Source organism: Porticoccus sp., from assembly GCA_023261185.1.
Classification (GTDB): domain Bacteria; phylum Pseudomonadota; class Gammaproteobacteria; order Pseudomonadales; family Porticoccaceae; genus Porticoccus; species Porticoccus litoralis.
Genome location: JALRJN010000036.1, coordinates 1 through 22,869, shown reverse-complemented (window position 1 = coordinate 22,869; position 22,869 = coordinate 1). Strand labels below are relative to the sequence as shown.

The 22,869-nt window shown below is 50.5% G+C and carries 23 protein-coding genes; 1 reads left to right on the top strand and 22 read right to left on the bottom strand.

From position 1 onward, the window contains the following. Window positions 1–24: 24 nt before the first annotated feature. The 22 genes from ACYZYZ_RS02875 to rpoE form a co-directional block, all read right to left on the bottom strand. Complete coding sequence (locus ACYZYZ_RS02875) at window positions 25–1,338, bottom strand: M18 family aminopeptidase (RefSeq protein WP_461483188.1); 1,314 nt, start codon at window positions 1,336–1,338, stop codon at window positions 25–27. Window positions 1,339–1,361: 23 nt separating this feature from the next. Continuing rightward, window positions 1,362–2,237 carry an NAD(P)-dependent oxidoreductase gene (locus ACYZYZ_RS02870; RefSeq protein ID WP_461483187.1) on the bottom strand — a complete coding sequence of 292 codons (876 nt, stop codon included), beginning with the start codon at window positions 2,235–2,237 and terminating at the stop codon, window positions 1,362–1,364. A gap of 12 nt (window positions 2,238–2,249) precedes the next feature. Further along, the gene (locus ACYZYZ_RS02865; protein ID WP_461483186.1) at window positions 2,250–3,047 is read right to left on the bottom strand and encodes an undecaprenyl-diphosphate phosphatase; all 798 of its coding nucleotides are present in this window, start codon (window positions 3,045–3,047) and stop codon (window positions 2,250–2,252) included. After that, window positions 3,047–3,778 carry a tRNA (adenosine(37)-N6)-threonylcarbamoyltransferase complex dimerization subunit type 1 TsaB gene (tsaB, locus tag ACYZYZ_RS02860; RefSeq protein ID WP_461483185.1) on the bottom strand — a complete coding sequence of 244 codons (732 nt, stop codon included), beginning with the start codon at window positions 3,776–3,778 and terminating at the stop codon, window positions 3,047–3,049. Before tsaB ends, ACYZYZ_RS02865 begins: the two co-directional genes overlap by 1 nt. Window positions 3,779–3,865: 87 nt before the next feature. Continuing rightward, the gene (locus tag ACYZYZ_RS02855) at window positions 3,866–4,978 is read right to left on the bottom strand and encodes a hypothetical protein (RefSeq protein ID WP_461483184.1); all 1,113 of its coding nucleotides are present in this window, start codon (window positions 4,976–4,978) and stop codon (window positions 3,866–3,868) included. Between the two features lie 147 nt (window positions 4,979–5,125). Beyond that, window positions 5,126–6,106: a ferrochelatase gene (hemH, locus tag ACYZYZ_RS02850; RefSeq protein ID WP_461483183.1), complete on the bottom strand. Its 981-nt coding sequence runs from the start codon at window positions 6,104–6,106 to the stop codon at window positions 5,126–5,128. A gap of 65 nt (window positions 6,107–6,171) precedes the next feature. After that, a complete protein-coding gene (adk, locus tag ACYZYZ_RS02845; RefSeq protein ID WP_305170951.1) occupies window positions 6,172–6,825 on the bottom strand; it encodes an adenylate kinase in 654 nt (217 codons plus the stop codon). 123 nt (window positions 6,826–6,948) lie between these two features. Beyond that, window positions 6,949–7,767, bottom strand: coding sequence for a nucleoside triphosphate pyrophosphohydrolase (mazG, locus tag ACYZYZ_RS02840; protein WP_461483182.1), 819 nt, complete (start codon window positions 7,765–7,767; stop codon window positions 6,949–6,951). A 1-nt stretch (window position 7,768) separates the two neighbouring features. Further along, window positions 7,769–10,009 carry a GTP diphosphokinase gene (gene relA / locus ACYZYZ_RS02835; RefSeq protein WP_461483181.1) on the bottom strand — a complete coding sequence of 747 codons (2,241 nt, stop codon included), beginning with the start codon at window positions 10,007–10,009 and terminating at the stop codon, window positions 7,769–7,771. Between the two features lie 193 nt (window positions 10,010–10,202). Continuing rightward, window positions 10,203–11,096: a cysteine synthase CysM gene (gene cysM, locus ACYZYZ_RS02830; RefSeq protein WP_461483180.1), complete on the bottom strand. Its 894-nt coding sequence runs from the start codon at window positions 11,094–11,096 to the stop codon at window positions 10,203–10,205. Between the two features lie 171 nt (window positions 11,097–11,267). Next, window positions 11,268–11,648 carry a holo-ACP synthase gene (gene acpS / locus ACYZYZ_RS02825; protein ID WP_461483179.1) on the bottom strand — a complete coding sequence of 127 codons (381 nt, stop codon included), beginning with the start codon at window positions 11,646–11,648 and terminating at the stop codon, window positions 11,268–11,270. Continuing rightward, window positions 11,645–12,388 (bottom strand): DNA repair protein RecO, encoded by a 744-nt coding sequence (gene recO, locus ACYZYZ_RS02820; protein ID WP_461483178.1) that lies wholly within the window; start codon window positions 12,386–12,388, stop codon window positions 11,645–11,647. Before recO ends, acpS begins: the two co-directional genes overlap by 4 nt. Window positions 12,389–12,484: 96 nt before the next feature. Beyond that, a complete protein-coding gene (gene era / locus ACYZYZ_RS02815) occupies window positions 12,485–13,393 on the bottom strand; it encodes a GTPase Era (RefSeq protein ID WP_461483177.1) in 909 nt (302 codons plus the stop codon). Beyond that, window positions 13,390–14,061 (bottom strand): ribonuclease III, encoded by a 672-nt coding sequence (rnc, locus tag ACYZYZ_RS02810; protein WP_461483176.1) that lies wholly within the window; start codon window positions 14,059–14,061, stop codon window positions 13,390–13,392. The genes era and rnc overlap by 4 nt, the downstream gene beginning before the upstream one ends. Window positions 14,062–14,067: 6 nt before the next feature. Continuing rightward, entirely contained in the window at window positions 14,068–14,433 is a 366-nt protein-coding gene (locus tag ACYZYZ_RS02805) for a DUF4845 domain-containing protein (protein ID WP_461483175.1), read from the bottom strand. A gap of 31 nt (window positions 14,434–14,464) precedes the next feature. Beyond that, complete coding sequence (gene lepB, locus ACYZYZ_RS02800) at window positions 14,465–15,217, bottom strand: signal peptidase I (RefSeq protein ID WP_305170942.1); 753 nt, start codon at window positions 15,215–15,217, stop codon at window positions 14,465–14,467. An 8-nt stretch (window positions 15,218–15,225) separates the two neighbouring features. Beyond that, window positions 15,226–17,025, bottom strand: coding sequence for a translation elongation factor 4 (gene lepA, locus ACYZYZ_RS02795; RefSeq protein ID WP_305170941.1), 1,800 nt, complete (start codon window positions 17,023–17,025; stop codon window positions 15,226–15,228). A 145-nt stretch (window positions 17,026–17,170) separates the two neighbouring features. Continuing rightward, window positions 17,171–18,250 carry a S1C family serine protease gene (locus ACYZYZ_RS02790; RefSeq protein WP_305170940.1) on the bottom strand — a complete coding sequence of 360 codons (1,080 nt, stop codon included), beginning with the start codon at window positions 18,248–18,250 and terminating at the stop codon, window positions 17,171–17,173. A 36-nt stretch (window positions 18,251–18,286) separates the two neighbouring features. Further along, window positions 18,287–18,775, bottom strand: a complete 489-nt coding sequence (locus tag ACYZYZ_RS02785; RefSeq protein ID WP_305170939.1) for a SoxR reducing system RseC family protein — start codon at window positions 18,773–18,775, stop codon at window positions 18,287–18,289. A gap of 35 nt (window positions 18,776–18,810) precedes the next feature. Further along, window positions 18,811–19,779: a MucB/RseB C-terminal domain-containing protein gene (locus tag ACYZYZ_RS02780; protein ID WP_461483210.1), complete on the bottom strand. Its 969-nt coding sequence runs from the start codon at window positions 19,777–19,779 to the stop codon at window positions 18,811–18,813. Between the two features lie 14 nt (window positions 19,780–19,793). Next, window positions 19,794–20,447 carry a sigma-E factor negative regulatory protein gene (locus tag ACYZYZ_RS02775; protein ID WP_305170937.1) on the bottom strand — a complete coding sequence of 218 codons (654 nt, stop codon included), beginning with the start codon at window positions 20,445–20,447 and terminating at the stop codon, window positions 19,794–19,796. Window positions 20,448–20,599: 152 nt separating this feature from the next. Further along, a complete protein-coding gene (gene rpoE, locus ACYZYZ_RS02770; protein WP_305170936.1) occupies window positions 20,600–21,184 on the bottom strand; it encodes an RNA polymerase sigma factor RpoE in 585 nt (194 codons plus the stop codon). A gap of 156 nt (window positions 21,185–21,340) precedes the next feature. Here rpoE and nadB point away from each other — a divergent pair. Then, the coding region (gene nadB / locus ACYZYZ_RS02765; protein WP_461483174.1) for an L-aspartate oxidase at window positions 21,341–22,869 on the top strand (1,529 nt) is incomplete at its 3' end.

Genomic DNA, 22,869 nt, shown 5'->3' with positions numbered 1-22,869 from the left:
GGGGATAAAGGCGAAATTGTGCATTCAGATGTCTTCCACCAGCAAACTGCCTTCATAACTGTAAAATTCCGTGAGAGCACGGTAGAGATTGTGCGCATCCTCGCTACCGGCCATCTCTCGAATGGAGTGCATGGCAAAGGTCGGCACACCCACATCGAGGGTCTGGACACCCAGCATGGCCGCCGTAATGGGGCCTATGGTGCTGCCACATCCCAGATCTGTCCGATTTACGAAAACCTGAAGTGGCACATCAGCCTTTTCACACAACTGGCGGAAAATGGCAGACGTTACACCATTAGTGGCATAACGCTGATTGGCGTTGATTTTCAGTACCGGACCGGCATTGAGAATCGGGCCGTGATTGCCATCGTGGCGATCCGCATAGTTTGGATGAACCCCATGGGCATTATCGGCTGACACCATCAATGAACGGCGAATAATACGGGTCAGCCGTTCCGGTTGCGGGTAGAGGCGCTCCAGAAGTGACTGCAGCATTGGGCCATTGGCACCACAGGCGGATACACTGCCGACTTCTTCATGATCATTGCAGATCAACATGGTGGTCTGCCGATCGCCGCCTTCCAGTAAGGCTTTAAGGCCGGTAAAACAGCTCAGCAGGTTATCGAGACGGGCACTGGAAATAAACTCATCTCGCCATCCGGTAATGGCAGGCTGCTGGCAGTCATAGAAATACAATTCATAGTCGACAATTTTTTTGCCGGCCAGGCTGGTAGAGGTATGGCTCAGGGCCTCGGATAGAACTTCACGAAAATCCTTGATGTCCTTCTTCGCATCCTTGAACAGAACTGGTGGGATATCCGTTTGCGGATTCACCTTCCGTTCGTTGTTGGCATCCCGGTCAAGGTGAATCGCCAGGCTGGGAATCACCGCCACCGGTCGCTGCAAATCAATTAAGCCCTGACACAGTTTGCCCTCGCCGTTATCTACGATAACCCGGCCAGCGATAGACAAATCCCGATCAAACCAGGGATTCAGTAACGCACCACCGTATACCTCCACACCTAATTGAAAATAACCCTGACGATTCAATTCGGGTTTCGGCTTCACCTTGAGACACGGGCTGTCGGTATGGGCCCCCACCATGCGGATACCCGACTCCTCGACAGGGATCTGGCCCATCACAAAAGCGATAATGGAAGAGCCATTGCGCGTGATGTAGTAGCGCCCACCCTTCTCCAGCTCCCAGACATCTTCTTCTGGTAGGGACTGAAAGCCAGCATCATCCAACAGCTCACGGAGATTTCTGACCGCATGAAAAGGGGTGGGAGAATTACCGATATACTTCAGCAGTTGCTGATTGAAAGGTTCACTACTCATTGGCTTCTATCCTGCCTATTGCCTTAACCCGATTGACTTTCCAGCCTGGCCAGCAGACTGGATGTATCCCAACGACCACCGCCCATGTTGTGTAGTTCATCATAAAATTCATTAACCATGTTGGTCACTGGTAACCGGGTGCCATTTTTTTTCGCTTCTGCGAGCACAATCCCCAAATCCTTACGCATCAGATCCACAGCAAAACCGTGATTGTACTCACCGGCCAACATCGTTAGGTAGCGATTCTCCATTTGCCAGGACTGGGCTGCCCCCTTGGATATGACGTCGATCACCTGTTCGGCATCCAGCCCTGCTGCGCGGGCAAAATGTAACCCCTCTGCCAGGGCCTCAATTAATCCGGCCACACAGATCTGGTTGACCATTTTACATAGTTGGCCTGAGCCCACCGGACCGAGTAACGTAACCTGGCGGCCATAGCTATCCATCAAGGGAGCTGCGCGCTGAAAATCATCGGTATTTCCGCCAACCATAACCGTCAGTTGACCTTTTTCGGCCCCCTGCTGACCACCGGAGACCGGCGCATCCAGGTAGCCAATCCCTCTGTCCGCTGCCACTTTTGCCAGTTCTCTGGTGACAGTGGCGGAAACGGTGGTGTGATCAATAAACAGGGCGCCCTCCTTCATGGCTGAATACGCCCCGTTGTCTCCAGTAGTGATCTCCCGTAGATCATCATCGTTACCGACGCAGGCAAAAACAAAGTCCGCCTCTCTGACAGCTTCGATAACGGTCTCTGCCCCCCTACCGGGATAACATTCAAGCCAGGCCTTCGTCTTTGCCGCTGTACGGTTGTAGACACAGACCTCATGGCCCGCACGACTAAGATAGCCCGCCATAGGAAAACCCATCACACCCAAACCAAAAAAGGCAACTTTGCTCACGGATTAGAATTCCTAATTCATCAAGATAATAATCAGCACGGCACCGAGCAGCAGGCGGTAAATAACAAACGGCAACATCCCAATGCGGTTAATCCAGGTAAGGAAAAGGTGGATACACAGATAGGCGGCCACAGCAGACAAAAAAGTGCCCAGGACTATATCACCCCAAGGGACTTTCTCGAGACGGGTCAGTTGCATCATTTTGTAACCGCCACTGAGCACAATAATGGGAATCGCCATCAGGAAGGAAAAACGGGCTGCGGCTGGGCGGTCAAATCCCAACGCCAATGCTGCAGTAATGGTAATGCCGGAACGTGAAGTACCCGGTATTAATGCGATAGCCTGGGCAACGCCCACAAATAACGCAGCACGCCAGGTGAAGTCGGTGAGTGGACGACTGCGGGCACTGAACATATCAGCAGCACCCAATAACAAGGCAAAGAGGATCGTGGTGATGGCAATCACCAGGGTTGAGCGCAGATGTGTCTCGATGAAATCAGCAAATAACAGGCCCGCAAGTCCAGCGGGGATGGTGGCAAGAATAAGCTGCCAGCCCAACCTGCTTTCCGGTGAGTCACCTCCACCAGTTACGCTACGTAGCCAACCTGTTATGAGGCCCTGTACATCCCGCCTGAAATACCACAATACAGCGACCAGCGAGCCAACGTGCACGGCAACATCAAAGGCAAGCCCCTGATCGGACCAACCCAATACTGCCGACGGCAAAATCAGATGGGCAGAGCTGGAAATCGGCAGGAATTCGGTCAAGCCCTGAATAATGGCTAGTATAGCGATTTGTAGTGCATCCATTACAAACAGGCCTCCCCTCGGCCATTCTCCGGCTTTTGTTCTCGCAATCGCTGGCGTTTTTTCCAGGTCACCTTGTCTCGCAAATACAGTGGCTGCACGTCAGTTACAGCTTGCGTAGCTCCATGTGCAATTTGAGGCATTGCCAGCGTCAAAACATCTAGAGCATCTGGCAAGGCTTCTCTATTAAGAAATGTCGGGGAAATGGCAATTCTCTGAGCGTAATTCCACCCATCGCCAAAACCGTGGACTGCTAGCGGGGAAGCGGTGGCGGGAAGGTCTTCCGGTACGGACAAACTGTCTTCATATAACCTCGTCAATTGGCCGTCACGCCATTCAAACTGCGCCCAATAGACCTCATCCATTCGTGCATCAAACATCGGCATGACGATGCATGGCTCTTTTACTGGCTCCTGCTTGCGAAGCCCTGTGAGGGCTAATGTCTCGAGACTGGAAACCGGGCATACAGGAATGTTAGCGCCGAAGGCCAGGCCTTGAACAACACCAAAACCAATACGAATACCTGTGAATGATCCGGGACCGTGGGTGAATGCCAACGCATCCAGCTGATTCAGGCAAATACCACCCTCTTCCAGCAGCTCATTTACCATCGGCAACAGTAGGCGGGTATGCTCACGACTTGCCAGACGAAAACGAGAAATTACCTCTCCTCGAAGACTCAGCGCCGCTGAACAGGCAGCGGTCGTCGTATCGATGGCTAAAACCGTGTGCACAAAAAAATCCCCCGTCAAAGCGGGGGATTGTAACCTGAATCGGCCTCTGGCAGTGGGCAGGTTTATGCCAACCTGAGGTCAAACCCTTCAGCTTGCGCTTTCATTTTTCGCTTCAGTTCCAGTTGATGTATCTGTCGCTTTGGTCGCGCTGGCATTACTGGATTTTGAAGAAGCTGCCTTGGGTGGACGACCAGGACCACGTTTAGCTGTGGTTGGTTTTTTTACCACAGGTTTTTTTGCAACAGATGTTTTAGCCTTGGCAGGACGTCCGACCGCGCGTTTGGTTGTAGCTGGTTTCACTGCCGCCTTTACAGATTTCCCTGCGCCGGACTTAGTGGCACCTGTTGTCGATTTTTTTGGCCTTCCAGGACCGCGTTTAGCTGTAGTCGTTGTAGCAGTCGCCGTCACTTTTTTGGGTGGTCTTCCTGGCCCGCGCTTCGCCGTAGTTGTCTTGGCAGCAGCGTTTGTCGAAGCAGTCTTTCTGGGGCGACCAGGTCCACGTTTGACGGTAGTTGCCTCAACAGCCTTGGCTTTTGGGGGACGCCCAGGTCCACGGACAGATGGCATCGGGGTTTTAGCTTCCTTCACGGCAGCAACTTTCTTCTCGGCAGCCTTAATCACTGCCTGAGCTTTTTTGTGTAGCGATTTTTCAGCAGATTTAATTCTGGAAAGCGCTCTTCGCTCAACCTCTCTGACCTTTCTCGCCATATCATTGGAACGTTTTTTCAACCAGGCCTGCTCAAAACGCTTCTTGGCCGCATCCAGTTCTTCCTGGGTTTTATCCTTGAGTTTGGATTCTGCCTGAATGACCCGGGCTTTTGCCTTTTCTTCCATATCAGCCAGCTGGCCCATAATTTTTGCAGCGCGTAGCTCTGCTTTTGCCAGAGTGTTTTTTACGTTCAGGTTTTCAAGCTTTGTCATTCCTGAGCGGACTTCCTGCATAGCCTTCTTCAAGGCTGACTGGGCAGCTTTCGATGAATTTTCAGCAACGCGACTTCTCGCTGCCATGAGTTTTTTTCTTACAGCGCTAACTTTGCTGCTCTGGGTAGAAATCTCCTTTTCCAACTTGCTGATAAGATTTTCAGCTTTAGCGACTGCAGGGTTTACCTTGTTGACCTCTGCTTTTTTCCTTGCTGTTGTTTTTTTGGTTGTGGTTTTTGCTACTGCTTTAACAGCAGTTTTCTTGGGAGCTCGAGCCATTGGATGTCCCCTTTAAGCTGGAAAAAAAGAAAATATAATCATCAATAAAATTGATGTGTATAAAGTTTATTCAATTTAAAGATATTTTCCAGCAGAGGAGCAAAAAATAATCAAATATAGACAGTAATTTAGCTTATTTCGGTAAATTTAATTAAATAGTTTTGTTTTCACCAGCGTTGCAAGGGTTTTAATAAATTCTGGAGCATCATTCAAACAAGGAATGTATTGATAATGTTCACCGCCTTCAGATAGAAAAAGCTCCCGATAAGAGATATTTAATTCTTCCAGTGTTTCCAGGCAATCAACCGTAAATGCAGGGCTGATAATATCAATGGACTTCACACCGTTGGTTGCCCAGGTTTTCAATTGTTCATCTGTGTAGGGCTGCAGCCATTGTTTGGGGCCAAAGCGCGATTGAAAACTCATCGCCCACTGGTCTTTTTCCAGAGACAACTTTTCTGCCACTGCTTCGGCAGTGCCCAGGCAGTGTTGGTAATAGGGGTCACCTTTATCAACATATTCCTGTGGAATACCGTGGAACGACATCAAAAGCTTTTCGTGTCGCCCATTCTTTTCCCAGGAATCACGAATACTCTGCACTAAACAGTCGGTATATCCGGAGTGATCGTGAAATGACTTGATCACACTGATATCTGGAACATCCCGCGACTGACGAATAATAGCTGACAACTGGTCGTAGATAGCTCCGGTGGTCGATCCCGAATACTGTGGATACATAGGTAGCACCACATACTCCTGAATACTTTGCTCCCGCAATCTCTGGAAGGTGTGAGAAAGAGATGGTTCTCCGTAGGTCATTGCTTCACAAACCACGGTATTTCCCAGTCCGACATCCTCGTCCAGCTGATTTTGCAGTGCTGTAACCTGGCGCCCGGTAATAACCCGGAGCGGCGACCCCTCAGCCAGCCAGATTTCACCATAGCTATGTGCCACCTTCTTGGCTCGCAACGGGATAATCACCAAGCGCAGTAAAAACCACCACAGCAGCTTGGGTGCTTCCACCACTCTGCTGTCGGAAAGGAACTGTTTCAGAAATTTCGCAACGGCCCCCGGTGTCGGTGTTTCCGGCGTTCCGAGATTAACGACAATAACGGCTTTTTTATTCATAACCTATCAATTTCTGGGCAAAAAAAATGGACCCTATCGGGCCCATTTTGCATGACTGCTTGAACTCAAGCCAGCGCTTCTTCCAGACGTGCTTCAACATCTGCCAGAGCACCAACACCATTGACACTGGCATAAGAAGGCGCACTGTCAGGTTGGGTTTTAGCCAAGCCCTGATAGAAGCCGACCAGAGGCTCAGTTTGTTCGTGGTAAACAGAAAGACGGTTACGGATAGTGTCTTCCTTATCGTCATCACGTTGGATCAGTGGTTCACCGGTTTCATCATCCACACCTTCCTGCTTCGGCGGATTATGGATAACGTGATAGACGCGACCTGAACCCTCGTGAACACGGCGGCCGCTCAAGCGAGACACAATTTCATCATCTGCCACATCAATTTCAATGACTTTGTCGATAGTGACGCCTTCACTGAGCAGTGCTTCAGCCTGGGGAATGGTGCGGGGGAAACCATCAAACAGGAAACCGTTTACACAGTCTGGCTCCTGAATGCGTTCTTTCACCAGCGCGATAATCAGGTCATCAGAGACCAGGCCGCCTGATGCCATGATATCTTTGGCTTTCAGGCCCAGCTCGGTGCCAGCCTTAACTGCAGCGCGCAGCATGTCGCCGGTTGAAATTTGGGGAATGCCAAACTTTTCAGTGATGTATTTGGCTTGTGTACCTTTGCCCGCTCCCGGCGGTCCTAACAAAATAATACGCATCGATGATCTCCGCTTAATCTGGGTAGAATTATAATTAGCAAATTGCCCAAACTCGTGATTGAGGGCGGAAACCTTACACATAATCCGCCCGGATAACAAGCAAATACGCGGCTTTGACCGATGTTACCTGGTCTCCAGTTTGGCCTCACGCCACAACTGATCAAGACGTTGCGGAGAGGTGTTGACAACCTCCTCACCAGACTCAGCAAGTTTCTCTTCAAGGTACTGGAAACGTTTCTCAAACTTTTTCGAGGCATTTCGCAAGGCTAATTCTGTATCGACGCCCAGATGGCGACCGAGATTGACGGTAGTAAACAGCACGTCACCAAGTTCATCCTCGATACACTCCTGATTCTGCTCCCGCAACGCCGCTTTTAATTCGTCGATTTCCTCGTGCAGTTTATTCCACACCCCACCACTATCCGGCCAATCAAAACCATGGTTTGCAGCCCGTTTCTGCAATTTCTGCGCACGACTCAAAGCTGGCAATGCCCGAGGAATATCATCCAGAATCGATGAACGACCTTTATCCTGTCGTTCACCCTGCTTAAGGCGCTCCCAGTTCTGCTTGATATCTTGTTCGTTGGGGTTTTCCTGTGGATCGCGCTGACTGTGCAATGTACCTTCGGGGAAAACATGGGGATGGCGACTGACAAGCTTATCAGTCAGTGCTGATACGACCTGTTCGAAGTTAAATAGGCCCTGCTCTTCCCCCAACTGGCTGTAGAAGACTACCTGAAACAGCAGGTCGCCAAGCTCTTCCTTAAGATGGGAGTAATCCTCTCGCTCAATGGTATCGACAACCTCGTAAACTTCTTCCAGGGTAAAAGGCACAATGGTTGCGAATGTCTGCTTCAAGTCCCAGGGGCAGCCTGTCTCTGGGTCGCGAAGGCGTCTCATCAAGTAGAGAAGATCCTGGAGTAAGCTCTTGTTATCGGACATGTCAGTTTTCATCCAGCCGCTGAACACCGATAACGTTTGGAATCTGCCTCAATCTGGACATCACCGCACTCAACTCGTCAAAACTACTGACCTCGACGGTAATCTCCATGCGTACGGAGACCCCTTTGCGGCCCTCATCACTGCGAGAGTTCATGGCCAACACATTGAGTCCGGACTTATCCAGAATAACGCTCACATCGCGCAGTAAACCACTGCGGTCATAGGAGTCGATGACGACACGGACCGGATAGACTTGCTTGGGTTTGCCACCCCAGGAAACCTCGAGCACACGCTCAGGCTCCTGATTCTGCAAGCGCAACAGGTTGCCACAATCCTTGCGGTGTACTGAAACCCCACGCCCACTGGTGATGTAACCACTAATCTGGTCCCCGGGCACAGGGCTGCAACAACGGGCAATATGCGTCAACAAATTGCCCACCCCGTAGATGTATATATCGGATTCTTCGTAGCGGCTGGCTTTGCTGGGAGTAAAGACCGGAATTTTCTGGGGCTTACTATTCAGATCAAGTGTCGCAACGATCGCATTAACAACTTGGGCAACACCGACATCACCGGCACCAATTGCCGCATACAAGCCCTCTTCACCATGCTTGTTGAACTTTACGGCAATAGCATCGAGATCAATCCGGCCTATATTCAGCTGGCGCAGCTCGCGATCAAGTATCGACTTGCCTGCCTGTGCGTTTTTATCCTGGTCCTGCTTGCGGAACCACTGTTGAACCTTGGCCCTAGCCCGCGCGGTATGGAGATAACCGAGTGCCGGCGACAACCAGTCACGACTGGGGGACTCCTGTTTACTGGTCAACACTGACACCTGATCCGCCGTATGCAAGGTGGCGTTAAGCGGCACAATCCTGCCGTTCACTTTGGCACCCCGGCAACGATGCCCTATAGAGGTGTGAACACGGTAGGCAAAATCCAATGGCGTAGCACCCAACGGAAGATCTACCACATGCCCTTCGGGGGTAAAGACATAGATTCTGTCAGTGGCGTTGTCACGACTGAGTAGTTCCTTGACCTGATCGTCTTCAATCTCTTCGTGCCATTCAAGCACCTGACGCAACCAGGCAATTTTTTCTTCGTAGCTACGTGCGGAGGCTTTCAGGTCGGTGCCTTTATAGCGCCAATGGGAGCAGACGCCGAATTCTGCCTCTTCGTGCATGTCATAGGTGCGAATCTGAATTTCCACAACCTTTCTATTCGGGCCAATCACTGCTGTGTGCAGGGAGCGATATCCATTTTCCTTCGGAGTGGCGATATAGTCATCGAACTCATTGGGGATAATCCGCCAGTGATTGTGAACAATACCGAGAACGGTGTAGCAATTCGCAACAGTGGGCACCAGTACCCGCACGGCACGAATATCGTAGATTTGTGAAAAACCCACATCCTTGCGGTGCATTTTTCGCCAGATGCTATAGATGTGTTTCGCTCGGCCCGCAATATCAGCCTTGATCTTTGCTTTGGCCAGTTCTTTGTGCAGCGTATCGATCACTTCATCGATATAGCGCTGCCGGTCCATCCTGCGTTCGTCCAGCAAACGCGCAATTCGCATATACTCGTCGGGTTCCAGATAGCGGAAAGCCAGATCCTCCAGCTCCCATTTCAACTGTCCTATACCCAGACGGTGTGCCAGCGGCGCATAGACATCAAAAATTTCGCGGGCCACACGCTGACGCTTTTCATCGGTAGCGGTTTTTAATGCGCGAATAGCACAGGTACGTTCGGCAATCTTGATCAGCGCGACACGAACATCGTCAATGATTGATACCAGCATTTCCCTGACTTTGGCAGCCTGCTGAGCTGCGGCGTGACCAAATACCGTTGCTTCCCCATCGGCACGCAGGGTACTGATAACCGCCATTTTCAGAACACTGCTGATAAGCTGCGCCACTTCAGCGCCAAAATGCTGTTTAACCTTTTCGATGGAAAGCCGACGCTCCCTGACAACCCGATAAAGAATGGCGGCGACCAGGCTGTCCACGTCATAGAGGTGTAATTCGGCGAGAATTTCCGCCATTTCAAGGCCAGTTCGGAAGCTGCTAACAGTCGGCGTCCAGCGTTCGTCCCCTGATTTTTCTTCCGCTTCCTGTGCCATCTCACAGGCGGTAATCAGGACGTCACGATCTGTAACGATCTTGCTCAGCAGGCTATCAACCCACTGTTCAATATTGACTGTGCCCTGTTCCTGGACCGGATGGTGGTCCCTAACCTGTACCATAGACAACTCTTATGAGGTGTTTCCTGATGCCCGGATGTTGCGCCAGAGCATCGCGATAATCGTATACCTACTGGGTGGTTCTAAAGCCATCAACTGGTTTTACCAGGAGCCTATTCTGATGGGGAGTATCCCAGGATTTAGTCCGAGAGCAGCTTAACGTCGGCCCGATGAGCCTGCAACTTGCTGATACTCGCTATTCAGACTGATAAATTCCCGAGGATAAGTAACGATCTCCGCGGTCACAGATAATAGCGACAATGACCGCATCCTCCAGCTCTTCAGACAATTTAAGGGCCCCGGCAACCGCGCCACCGGAGGATACTCCGCAGAAAATGCCTTCCTTGCGAGCCATATCGCGCATGCAAGTCTCGGCATCAGCCTGGGAAATATCCATCACCCGATCAACCCTGGATGCATCAAAGATGGCCGGCAGGTAGGCATCCGGCCAACGCCTTATACCAGGAATGGCTGCGCCCTCCTGGGGCTGCAGGCCAACAATCTGAATAGCGGGGTTTTGCTCCTTCAGATAACGGGAAACACCCATAATGGTGCCTGTTGTGCCCATGGAACTCACAAAGTGGGTCACTCGATGTTCACTTTGTCGCCATATTTCAGGCCCCGTGTGTTCATAATGAGCCAAGGGGTTATCAGGGTTTCCGAACTGATCGAGAACGATCCCCTTACCCTCTACTTCCATGGCCTTGGCCAGATCTCTGGCACCTTCCATGCTTTCCTCACGACTGACCAGCACCAACTCGGCACCGTAAGCCCGCATGGCAGCCTTGCGTTCTTCCGTACTGTTTTCCGGCATGATCAGGATCATCCGATAACCCTTGATGGCTGCCGCCATGGCCAGTGCGATACCGGTATTACCCGAGGTCGCCTCAATCAATGTGTCACCAGGACGGATCTGACCCCGTTGCTCAGCACGCTGAATCATACTGATAGCCGGACGGTCCTTGACGGAGCCAGCGGGATTATTACCCTCCAGCTTGACCAGGATGGTATTGGTTGTTTCGCCAGGCAATCGCTGTAAACGCACGAGAGGCGTTTCGCCAATACAGGATTCAATGGTCGGGTAGCTCATTATTTTCTCAACATCCGGATAGTTGCCGGCCCGTTGCTAATCGGTCCAGGGCCGTTACATCAAAGAGCGCTTATTCTAGCTAGGCACTGTACCAATGTCTTGCCGAGGGAGTAGCGACATAAAGATTGTTTAGCTCTATTGGCCTGAAAAAAGGTTCTTGTCGTAACCTGGTCAAATACGCTTGGAAAGCACGACGAAAGCGATGGCATAGTGCTGTTCATCGGAAAGGCTTAACAGCGCCTCATCAGCACCCAGGTCACTCATCACCTGTTGCGCTGTGGCACTCAACCTGAATTGCGGCCGTCCTTTCGCTGTATTTTCCGTTTCCATATCCTGCCAGGACACAGCACCGATGCCAGTTCCCAGGGCTTTAGCCAAAGCTTCTTTCGCAGCAAAACGTTTTGCCAGATAGGCTGCAGACTGGGCGGTTTCATCAAACCGAATCAGCTCACCTGGGCACAGAATACGTTCGGCAAATTTCCGTCCGTGCTGTTGTAGTGCTTTTTCTATACGGGCTATTTCAACAATATCGGTGCCAACTGCAATGATCATGAAGAATCCCTGTTTAAAACCTGGCCACGAGCAAAGAGCTCACGACTTCTGAGTGGACGATCACCAAGTAAACTCTGTATTGCCAGCCTCATTAACCGCTTGGCCGCTTTAATATGACTTGGATTCGAGTAGTCTTCAGCGGCAATTGCCAAAAGCGAGTCACCGCTGAAGCAATTGGGCTGTTCCCGTTCTAAAGGAGTGAGGGTCGGCGACGTAACACCCACTACCGGATCGAACCAATACCAGCCCTTAGGGTCAATCTCAGCACCACTGTCTTCGCTATGCTCCAGAGCCAACCCATAACCCAAATCCGACAAAAGTTGACGCTCAAACCGGCGCAATGCCAGCTCGATATGCTGACCTTCAGATAGCGCATGCAAGGTAGACAGGTAGCAATCGAAGAGGGTTTCATGGGGATCGTGATCCGCCAGCAGTCTAAGGATCAGTTCGTTGAGGTAGAAACCGCTGAACAGGCAATCGCCACGAAGTATCAAAGGCGTTCCAGACTGCTCTGCATTGGCCAAGGTCTTTAGTTCCCCCTTACCTCGCCAGCCCACAATCAACGGCGTAAAGGGTTCGATGGTGCGACCGCGCCCTTTGCTGCGACGCAGAGACCCTCGCGCAACAAGCCTCAGGCGACCATGGTGCCGAGAGAAAAGATCCACCAACTGACTGGTTTCCCGGTACGGTTTTGTGTGCAGGACAAACGCTGGCTCTCCATCGACTTGCTGCACAGACACAGGTTATATGTCCCTGATCAAACGGTTAAAGGAAATAAGCAAGAGAACGACACGTGGGGACAGGTTCAGGGTGTTCATTAATGCCCTGCCAACAGTTTACTCGTCGTAGCCCAGGCTGCGTAACGCGCGATCATCATCCGACCAACCTCTTTTTACCTTAACCCAGAGATTCAGCATAACCTTGCTTTCGAGCAGACGTTCCATATCCATACGTGCCTGCTGGCCAATTTTTTTCAGGCGTGCACCCTTTTCCCCGATGATAATTTTTTTCTGGCCATCCCGTTCTACCAGAATCAGAGCACTGATATGACAAATTTTTCCCTGGTATTTAAATTCCTCGACTTCCACTGCAACTTCATAAGGTAGCTCTGCCCCCAGTTGTCGCGTAATTTTCTCGCGGACGATTTCAGACACCAGATATCGCTGGGTGCGATCAGTCACCTGATCTTCCGGATAATAGTGAATACCCTCGGGAATGTGCGCGATAATCGCCTCTTCCAGCTCTTTCAGGTTCTGTCCGTGCAAAGCCGACAACGGTATCAGCACAGCCTCAGGAAAACGGTTGGATAGGTTTTGCAATTGCGGAATCAAGTCTGATTTTTTGTCGAGACGATCGCTTTTATTCAGCGCGATGATGACCGGTGCTTTACTTCTGGCAATTTCCTCGGCAACTTTTTCATCAGCTTCTGTCCAAATAGTGCGATCTACTACAAACACCACCACGTCCACATCCCGAATGGCGCTCTCCGCCGAACGATTCATAAAACGGTTAATGGCTTTGTCCTGATTGGAATGGAGCCCAGGAGTATCGACGAAGATTAATTGTATTTCTCCCTCGGTCTTGATCCCCAGGGTGTTCTGCCTCGTGGTTTGAGGCTTGCGCGATGTAATACTAATTTTCTGGCCAAGTAGATGGTTGAGTAGTGTCGACTTGCCAACATTGGGTCGACCGACGATGGCCACGTAACCGCAGCGACCTTGTTTCTGATTTTCGTTATCGCTCACTGATGCAGCCCTGACAGCGCGGCCGCGGCCGCTTTTTTCTCGGCAGATCGCCGACTGGTTCCTTCACCCACCGTAGGAGTTGGCAGTCCTTCCACCGAGCAGGTGACCGTAAAATGTTGGTCATGTGCCTCTCCGGCAATATTGATCACTTCGTAAACCGGTAAGGATTTCCCCCTCGATTGCAGCAGTTCCTGTAATTGCGTTTTAGGGTCCTTGAGATTTGTCTGGGTCAGTGTGTCCAGCCGCTCAGAGAACCATGCAAGAACTGCCTTTTCACAGGCTGGCATGCCGCCATCCAGATAGATTGCACCGATAATGGCTTCAACGGCATCTGCCAGGATCGATTCCCGGCGGTGGCCACCACTTTTCATTTCACCACCACCCAGTTTCAGGTGTTCCCCTATACCAAGTTCCCTTCCCAACTTAGCGAGAGTCTTGCCTTTAACAAGGTTGGCCCTGTAACGGCTTAGATCACCTTCATTCGTGTCGGGAAGTTGCTGGTAGATGGCGTGGCCGATAATAAAGTTAAGCGCGGCATCACCCAGAAATTCAAGCCGTTCATTATTGTTGGCACCATAACTACGGTGCGTTAACGCAAGTTCAAACAAGGCCTGATCCTGAAATTCATAGCCTATGCGCTTGAGCAGTCGTTGTTTATTGATATTCACTCGGGATTATTTGGAGGTATCGTAAGAATTTTTGAATTTTACGACCACATCAACGTTACCCATGAAGTTGATTCGTTTTTCATAGTCGAGGGTGACCGAAGTATGGGTCTTATCCCGGATGATTTTTACATCTCTCATATCCATATCTCGGACATTATTGATATCAAAATTATCGGCAAGTTTTCTTCTGATCTGTTTGTCTGTAAGCGTATGAATATTTTCATCAGCCAACGATTCGATAGCCGCGCTGACAAATGAATTATCCAGATACAACGGACCAAGCTTCAGCCCCGCTGTGATAATGAACCCGGCAATGGCAAGTACACACAACCCGCCCAATACAGTAACGCCCTGTTGCTTATGCTGCTTCATTTGCGTCTCTCCAAAGTCATCCCGACGGATATTACTGAATTTTTCCAATACGGTCGAAACTGGGTAAAGTCCCCAAGGACTCCCAGTGCATCCAGATTATCACCGCTTTTCCAACAATATTCTTTTCTGGAACCGGCCCCCAGACACGACTATCACTGCTGTTATCACGATTATCGCCCATCATGAAATAATGTCCCTCTGGAACAATATATGCAAAATTTCTACCCAGTGGGCCTGGAACTATATTTTTTTGGATCCTGTGCACCACATCGCCAAGAGCCTCATCATTGATAATAAAACGTGAATCGGTCGAGGCGCCCTCTACAGCAACCTGTTGAGCTGGTTCACCGTTAACAAACAACTGGTTGTTCACAACGCTCACCTCATCACCAGGCAGGCCAATCACCCGCTTGATAAAATAACGGTCATCCTTCGGTGGAAAAAATACCATGACATCACCACGTTTGGGCTCATTCATCGGTAATATTTTGGTGCCGGTAATTGGCAGGCGTACCCCATAGGTAAATTTATTGACGAGAATGAAGTCACCCACCTTCAAGGTTGGAATCATTGAGCCTGAAGGAATCTGGAATGGCTCAAAAAGGAATGAGCGAAGTACAAACACCAGCAGTAATACCGGAAAAAAAGAACCACTGTATTCAATCCAGGTAGGTACCGGTTGATCGGGAAGGCGTTTTTTCGACAGGAACCACCGGTCTGCAAACCAAACCAGGCCGGAAACCAGCACAAGAATGAATAACACTAGTGGAAAATCAAAATCCATGAATCACCTCAACTATCCGTTTTTAGCACGGCAAGGAATGCTTCCTGGGGAATTTCTACGCTACCAACCTGCTTCATGCGCTTTTTACCCTCTTTCTGCTTTTCCAGCAGTTTTTTCTTACGAGTCACATCACCACCATAACATTTTGCGGTGACATTTTTGCGCAATGCCTTAACCGTAGTCCTGGCAATAATATGACCGCCAATAGCAGCCTGAATGGCCACATCAAACATCTGCCTGGGAATCAATTCACGCATTTTTTCCGTTAACTGACGGCCCTTAAATTGGGAGTTGTTGCGATGGATGATGACAGCAAGAGCATCTACTTTATCGCCATTGATCATGACATCGAGCCTAACCAACGGTGCGGGCTGAAAGCGTGTAAAGGAATAATCAAGAGAGGCAAAACCACGGCTTACAGATTTCAGGCGATCAAAAAAATCCATCACGACTTCACTCATCGGCAGTTCATAAGTCAGGGAAACCTGACCACCCACAAACTGCATGTCTTTCTGAACCCCTCTCTTTTCCACACAGAGGGTAATGACATTACCGAGATAATCCTTGGGAACCAGAATACTGGCTTCACACATCGGTTCACGCATTTCGTCAATATATGCGGGATCCGGAAGGTCCGATGGGTTGGAAATATAAATAACGGAGCCATCGGTCTTGAGTATTTCATAGACTACAGTTGGCGCCGTCGTGATCAGATCGAGGTCGTACTCACGTTCCAGGCGCTCCTGGATAATTTCCATATGGAGCATGCCAAGGAAGCCACAGCGGAAGCCAAAACCCAAGGCATCAGAGCTTTCCGGCTCATAAAACAATGACGCATCGTTCAGGGTCAGCTTGGCAAGCGCATCACGGAAGTCTTCAAAATCATCAGAACTGACGGGAAACATGCCCGCATATACCTGCGGTTTAACTTTCTGAAAACCTGGCAAGGCCGGGACATTCGGTGTCTGGCTATGGGTGAAAGTGTCACCCACCGGCGCACCCTGAATGTCCTTGATTCCGGCCACGACAAAGCCCACTTCGCCAGCTTTTAATACACCGGTTTCCTTATGTTTCGGGGTAAATACCCCGACGCTGTCGACCACGTGAGCCTTGCCAATCGATTTGGCAACGACCTTGTCTTTCACCCGGAGTGTTCCCTGGGTGACCCGAACCAGAGAAACCACACCCAAGTAGTTATCAAACCACGAGTCAATGATTAGAGCCTGCAATGGTGCATCGATATCTCCTTCCGGCGCCGGGACTTTTGCCACCAGCTCCTCCAGAATATCGTCAATGCCCAGGCCCGTTTTGGCGCTGCAGCGCACTGCATCATGGGCATCGATGCCGATAATATCTTCTATCTCAGCAATCACCTTGTCTGGATCGGCCTGCGGCAAATCCATTTTGTTCAAGACCGGAATCACCTCGAGTCCTTGGGCAATCGCGGTATAACAGTTGGCAACTGACTGGGCTTCAACCCCCTGCCCGGCATCCACGACCAACAAAGCCCCTTCACACGCCGCCAGCGAGCGGGAAACTTCATAGGAAAAATCCACATGGCCAGGCGTATCAATAAAATTGAGCTGATAGGTTTTGCCATCTCGCGCCGTGTAATCCAGGGTCACACTCTGGGCTTTGATGGTGATACCGCGCTCTCGCTCAATGTCCATGGAATCAAGCACCTGGGCAGCCATCTCACGTTCTGAGAGGCCTCCGCAAACCTGAATAAAACGGTCTGCAATGGTGGACTTTCCGTGGTCAATATGGGCGATGATGGAAAAATTTCGGATGTGACTGAGGTCTGACACGCTACTTATTCTGCTAGGGGACAGGGTTTGTCCGAGGGTTAAATTCAGGCCGTGCAGTCTAGCGTATTTACCTATGACACGCCATGAAATGAGCGATTACCTGAATAGAATACTATGGGCATTTGCTGTTACCGGAAACTGATCTTTATTCAACCTCATTCAAGGGGGTGGGTTCCGGCAACTCACCAATATTGACGACCAGAGACATGGGTTTGGCATCCCTGAGAATGTCCACAACCACCTTATCACCGGGTGAGAGCATGCCCGTCACCTGTGGGAGATCACCGGGCTGAAATATCGCTTCTCCATTCAACTTAAGGACGATGTCCCCTGCCATGACCCCCGCATCTGCTGCAGGACTGCCTGGTTGAACCTGGGCGATAAATGCGCCGAGATTCTGGTTGCGGCCTGAAGATTTCATCAAAGACGCATCGACAGACTGCACATACACACCCAGCCAACCACGCGCCACCCTACCAGTCGTTCTCAGTTGATGTATGACAGAGGTGGCAACTTTCGAAGGGATGGCAAAGGACAAGCCAATAGAGCCTCCACCAGGCCTGGAGAAAATCTGGGAATTGACGCCAACTACCCGGCCTTCCAGATTAAGCAATGGTCCACCAGAACTACCCGGGTTAATGGCCACGTCGCTCTGAATGAAAGGCACATAACTATCCCCGCCTGCTGTCGGAATACTGCGCCCTATAGCACTGATGATTCCTGCACTTGCTGTGTAATCCAGGCCAAAAGGCGCACCAATGGCGATCACCCACTGCCCGACTTTGATCGTTTCAGGGTCCGCAAACTCCAGAACAGGAAGATCTGTCTCATCGATTTTAAGCAGCGCCAGATCTGATCGGGCATCAACACCAACCACCTTGGCCTCATACACACGATGATCTATGAGCTTAACAGTGATATAGGCGACATCCTGCACAACGTGCTGATTCGTCAGCACATAGCCATCTTCTGAAATGAGAAAGCCTGAACCCGTACCAGGAACATTACCGTCACGATTGGGGCCATGTTCAAAAAAATCCTGATAGGTGCCAGACGACGTGGAAACACCCATGGCCATTTGCCCGGAATAGGTGTCGATGCGAACAACAGCGGGAGATGATTCGGTAATAAGCTGGTTAAAGTCTGGCCAGCCGTGCCCTAATGCGCCGGCTGAAAAACAAACGGCGAGAACATAGACCAACCTGACGAACAAACTATGAAACATCAATATCTCCCACTGGCATGGGCAATGGCGACAACGTTACACCAGTTCTATAGCGGGCAAGTGCGCCAACAATTGTGGTTGTATCCGTATATTATTTTTATTGATCAGCGAATGTAGTCTGGCGATCAAGCCTCCACCAAGTAGACCAAGCAAGGCACCCATAGCAACAAAAACGTCTGAGGTGGAAAACATAGCAGCCAATACTGCCCCTGTTACCAACATCAACAGGGGTAAAAAATAAAGTAGCAAGGTCCCCCGTACCAGAACATCTTCAGGGATACCAATAACGACCTGATCATTAGCTTGGATATCTTTCAGGTCACATTCGCCGGGTAACACCCTGATAACTGCAGAGTTTCCCACAAAGCGTGCCAACACACCCTGTCCACATCCCTTTTGCACCGCACATACGTGGCATGCAGAGCGCTGGACAGTCTCTACCCAGAGACCATCATTTTCGAGTGCAACTACTTTGCCGGTTTCCTTAATCAAGGCGGCGTCTACTCCAGTAAAATTATCTGGCACTATAACCCAGCCCTATGGGCCGGTCATGGCCATACTTAGGGTGTTGACTGTCTTGGGGAAACAGATTGGGCCACCAGCTTGGCAGTTTCAACGGGTATTTCACCGACAACGCATATGGTGTAGTGGCGCCCGTCAACGGTAACCCGCGACAGATAGGCCACTGTCGCCCCTCTCTGAGCTTGCATCTGAGGCAGATTAGCTGGCATCTCAGAGTCGATAAAGAGTGAGAAAACTGACAGACCATCTGTGTAAATCAGCGTTTCCCTTGTGTTGTCCTGTGTGAGTTCAAGTCCTGCCATCGTATAACCGGGAGGTAGCCAACCTGCACGCCATGCTCCTGATTGTCTGTCTGGCATGCCTCCCCGGTTCAGACAATTTGATTTGCCCGGAGAAACAACGTGCATGGAGTCGCTGGAAGCCAATAAATCTTCAGCGTTCACGGTGTTATCGATATTGATATCCACATATTGAAAACGCTCCAGCACACGATTTTTGTTGCCGACCAGAAGCGACTGCAGCAGCAACCCAGTCTCTTTATCAATCCCAAGAACATAGCCATATCGGTGTTCATCTTTGGGAACAACATGAAGAACTGCAACATCCCGTCCAGCCACACGGTCGTCGGATTTTATCTGTACGCTGTAGTAGTTGTTGAGTGTTTGCTCAGGAATAGTAGCAAGGCTGGCGGCATTACCGCGCAATATGGCATTACCCATATGTTCGCAGTTGACATCATTTCCGCGATGTAGAATTTCCTGTTTGGGACCACTTAGGAGAACCAGGCGTTCGACCTCGCGATCATCCTGGATAGCATGAAAAACTTTGACAGTTTTCAGAGTGCCGCCATGCTCGTAAGTGAATATTCCGGTGTAATCGAGCTGACGGTTTGCTTCAGCCATCCTCTGGAGCAGTTCTCCTCCAGAGGTTTCAGGTTCTATGGCGTATACATGTGTTTGCAATAAAACACTGGCAAGGATAACGACAAAACACCTTGGTAAACGCATACAACGTCTTAAAATCAATAGTCCTGACTGGCTGGCATGCGTGCGAAGGGCAGCATTCCCTGATTGGTATTAAATGCCGCGTGTTCCGTATGACGTGTCATCAGCTTGTTGAGATAGGCCTGAACCTGCTCGCGAGTCACATCATCGGGCACGACTTCTTGAACAACAATAACAGGCTGGGGTGAACGGTAACCATCGGACTCAGTGCTGGCACTGACATTGCGTGCGGTGACTGCGGGAATGCCAAAGTCAGCAGCTGTTCTCAGTTGAGGATTAACAAAATTCATCTGTACGTCATCCACCGAAGCTACAGGGGCCGTAACCGCGCTGGGTTGACTGTATTGTTGTACACCGAGAACTGCTAATGCGGCTACAGAAGCTGCTATAGCAAAACGTCCCAGAGGCTTGGCCATACGGGACACTGCAGCCCGGGCTCCATGTGTTGGCTCATCATCGAGTGCGGCCCGTATAGCAGCCGAGTAGTCGGTTATCTGTACCGGCAAGTCTCTGCGCATGGCAGAAGCGGCAAGTTGATAGCGACGCCAAGTGTCGCGAAGCTCATCTGATTCGGAAGTCACTTTAAGTGTTCGGTGAAACTCCAGCTCATCGGTTTCACCATCCATTAGTGCCGAAAGAGACTCTTTTTCGCGCATGTTATGGTCACTCATACTTAACCTGCCTTATTTGCGGTTATTGTTAGTCTGCCACACCGAGTAGCAGCGCACTACAATTATCGCTTCCTAGCCATGTACAACGCTTACCGAGTCTGGAAGTCACTGATAAGACCAGAAGATTATAAAAAGGTTCAAACCTAAAATGGTTAGCCTTCCAACAATCTTATTTTCTCATCAATCGCCTCTCGCGCACGGAAAATACGCGACCTCACTGTACCTACCGGGCAATCCATCACCTCGGCAATTTCCTCGTAACTGAGACCCTCAAATTCCCGTAAAGTTACCGCTGTTCTAAGATCTTCAGGTAGATTTTTTATGGCCTGGTCCACCGCGATTTCCAGTTCATCTCTGTATAGAAGATTTTCTGGTGAATCAATGTCACGCAAGCGCTCACTGCCTTCATAAAAATCAGCTTCTTCTGCATCCACATCACTGGCCGGCGGTCGCCGGTTTTTGGCGACCAGATAATTTTTCGCTGTATTAACGGCAATGCGATACAGCCAGGTGTAAAAAGCACTTTCTCCACGGAACTTTGCCAGTGCTCGGTAGGCCTTAATGAACGCCTCCTGTACGACGTCGTTCACCTCATCAAAGTCCTTGATATAGCGGCTGACAATCGCATGTACTTTGTACTGGTATTTCATGACCAGCAAATCGAAGGCACGCTTATCACCCTTCTGAACACGGGCGACTAAAAGCTTGTCACTGTCTGCTGCCTGCTCGGCTTCCATAACTACTCCACTAATTACCCACGTGCCTTCAGGCAATTGCTAGACAATCGCAATCATAAATAGTTCGTGGGACGCAGATGCCAACTGCACCTGTATTCATTTTTAGCCCGCTATACTATCATGCCAAATTATCCATTCTAGGACTTAGTTTCGTCGATGAAGAAAACGCACCACCACGATGTGTTGGTCGTTGGCAGTGGTGCGGCTGGCATGACAGTTGCCCTGCAATTAGCCGACAAATACCGCATTGCCCTTCTCAGCAAAAGTGCTCTCAAATCTGGCTCCACCTGGTATGCCCAGGGAGGCATAGCTGCCGTTTTCGACAACGAGGACTCCATTGAGTCACATGTTCAGGATACCCTTATTGCCGGCGCGGGACTCTGCCACGAGGACACTGTCCGCTATACGGTAGAACAAGGACCAGAGGCCATTCGCTGGCTGGTCCAACAAGGGGTCAAATTCACATTAAACAGCGACAACGACGACTACCACCTCACCCAGGAAGGTGGTCACAGCCACCGTCGCATCCTGCATACAGCGGATGCCACAGGACGCGAAGTTTCTTCTTCATTGGCTGATCAGGTGCTGCAACATCCTTCTATTGATGTCTACGAAGACCACACTGTAGTGGACCTCATTACCCAGGCCGACAGCAACTCCAGCCGTGTACGCTGTAGTGGCGCCTATGTACTGGATAACGGTAATGACTGTGTCTGTGTTTTTCAGGCCAAAGTGGTGGTGCTCGCTACGGGGGGTGCCAGCAAGGCGTACCTCTATACCACCAACCCGGATGGTGCATCCGGCGATGGCATCGCTGTAGCCTGGCGCCGTGGCTGCCGTGTTGCCAACATGGAATTTAACCAGTTCCACCCCACCTGCCTCTACCACCCCAGCGCCAAAGCTTTCCTGATTACCGAAGCACTTCGTGGCGAAGGGGCACAGCTAAAGCTTCCCAATGGGGAGCGGTTTATGGACAAATTCCACCCCAGCGGTGAGCTGGCTCCCAGAGATATCGTAGCAAGGGCCATTGACCATGAGATGAAGCGTCTCGGTAGTGATTGCCTGTTTCTTGATATTTCTCACCGTTCGGAAGAATTCTTGGAAAGCCACTTTCCCACCATCAAGGCCAAGTGTCTGAGCTATGGCATTGATATCACCAGGGAACCCATTCCTGTGGTCCCCGCCGCCCACTACACCTGTGGAGGTATCATGGTCAACAAAAGTGGCCAGACCGACCTCTGGAACCTGTATGCGATTGGCGAAACCGCGTTTACCGGGCTACACGGCGCCAACCGCATGGCCAGTAATTCCTTGGTGGAATGCGTGGTCTACGGTCAGGCTGCTGCACAGGCCATTCGCGACAGTATCGAAAATATCGACGAACCGGAACCAGCACGGGCATGGGATGAAAGCCGGGTCACACACTCCGATGAAGATGTGGTGATCTCTCACAACTGGGATGAGTTACGCCGTTTCATGTGGGACTACGTCGGCATCGTCCGTACCCGCAAACGACTGGAGCGCGCCCACCACAGGGTTAAATTGCTGCAAAAGGAAATTCAGGAGTACTACACCAATTACAAAATCAGCCGCGATCTACTGGAACTACGCAACCTGGTCCTGGTGGCGGACCTGATTATCCGGTCTGCAGAACAACGCACCGAAAGCCGGGGCCTGCACTACAC

Excerpts from the sequence above, each read along its gene's own strand:
- ACYZYZ_RS02855 (WP_461483184.1), bottom strand. The coding sequence starts at position 4,978 with ATGGCTCGAGCTCCCAAGAAAACTGCTGTTAAAGCAGTAGCAAAAACC.
- relA (WP_461483181.1), bottom strand. The coding sequence starts at position 10,009 with ATGGTACAGGTTAGGGACCACCATCCGGTCCAGGAACAGGGCACAGTC.
- ACYZYZ_RS02875 (WP_461483188.1), bottom strand. The coding sequence starts at position 1,338 with ATGAGTAGTGAACCTTTCAATCAGCAACTGCTGAAGTATATCGGTAAT.
- acpS (WP_461483179.1), bottom strand. The coding sequence starts at position 11,648 with ATGATCATTGCAGTTGGCACCGATATTGTTGAAATAGCCCGTATAGAA.
- ACYZYZ_RS02775 (WP_305170937.1), bottom strand. The coding sequence starts at position 20,447 with ATGAGTGACCATAACATGCGCGAAAAAGAGTCTCTTTCGGCACTAATG.
- rpoE (WP_305170936.1), bottom strand. The coding sequence starts at position 21,184 with ATGGAAGCCGAGCAGGCAGCAGACAGTGACAAGCTTTTAGTCGCCCGT.
- ACYZYZ_RS02805 (WP_461483175.1), bottom strand. The coding sequence starts at position 14,433 with ATGAAGCAGCATAAGCAACAGGGCGTTACTGTATTGGGCGGGTTGTGT.
- ACYZYZ_RS02780 (WP_461483210.1), bottom strand. The coding sequence starts at position 19,779 with ATGCGTTTACCAAGGTGTTTTGTCGTTATCCTTGCCAGTGTTTTATTG.
- ACYZYZ_RS02790 (WP_305170940.1), bottom strand. The coding sequence starts at position 18,250 with ATGTTTCATAGTTTGTTCGTCAGGTTGGTCTATGTTCTCGCCGTTTGT.
- mazG (WP_461483182.1), bottom strand. The coding sequence starts at position 7,767 with ATGTCCGATAACAAGAGCTTACTCCAGGATCTTCTCTACTTGATGAGA.
- lepB (WP_305170942.1), bottom strand. The coding sequence starts at position 15,217 with ATGGATTTTGATTTTCCACTAGTGTTATTCATTCTTGTGCTGGTTTCC.
- cysM (WP_461483180.1), bottom strand. The coding sequence starts at position 11,096 with ATGAGCTACCCGACCATTGAATCCTGTATTGGCGAAACGCCTCTCGTG.
- adk (WP_305170951.1), bottom strand. The coding sequence starts at position 6,825 with ATGCGTATTATTTTGTTAGGACCGCCGGGAGCGGGCAAAGGTACACAA.
- ACYZYZ_RS02865 (WP_461483186.1), bottom strand. The coding sequence starts at position 3,047 with ATGGATGCACTACAAATCGCTATACTAGCCATTATTCAGGGCTTGACC.
- hemH (WP_461483183.1), bottom strand. The coding sequence starts at position 6,106 with ATGAATAAAAAAGCCGTTATTGTCGTTAATCTCGGAACGCCGGAAACA.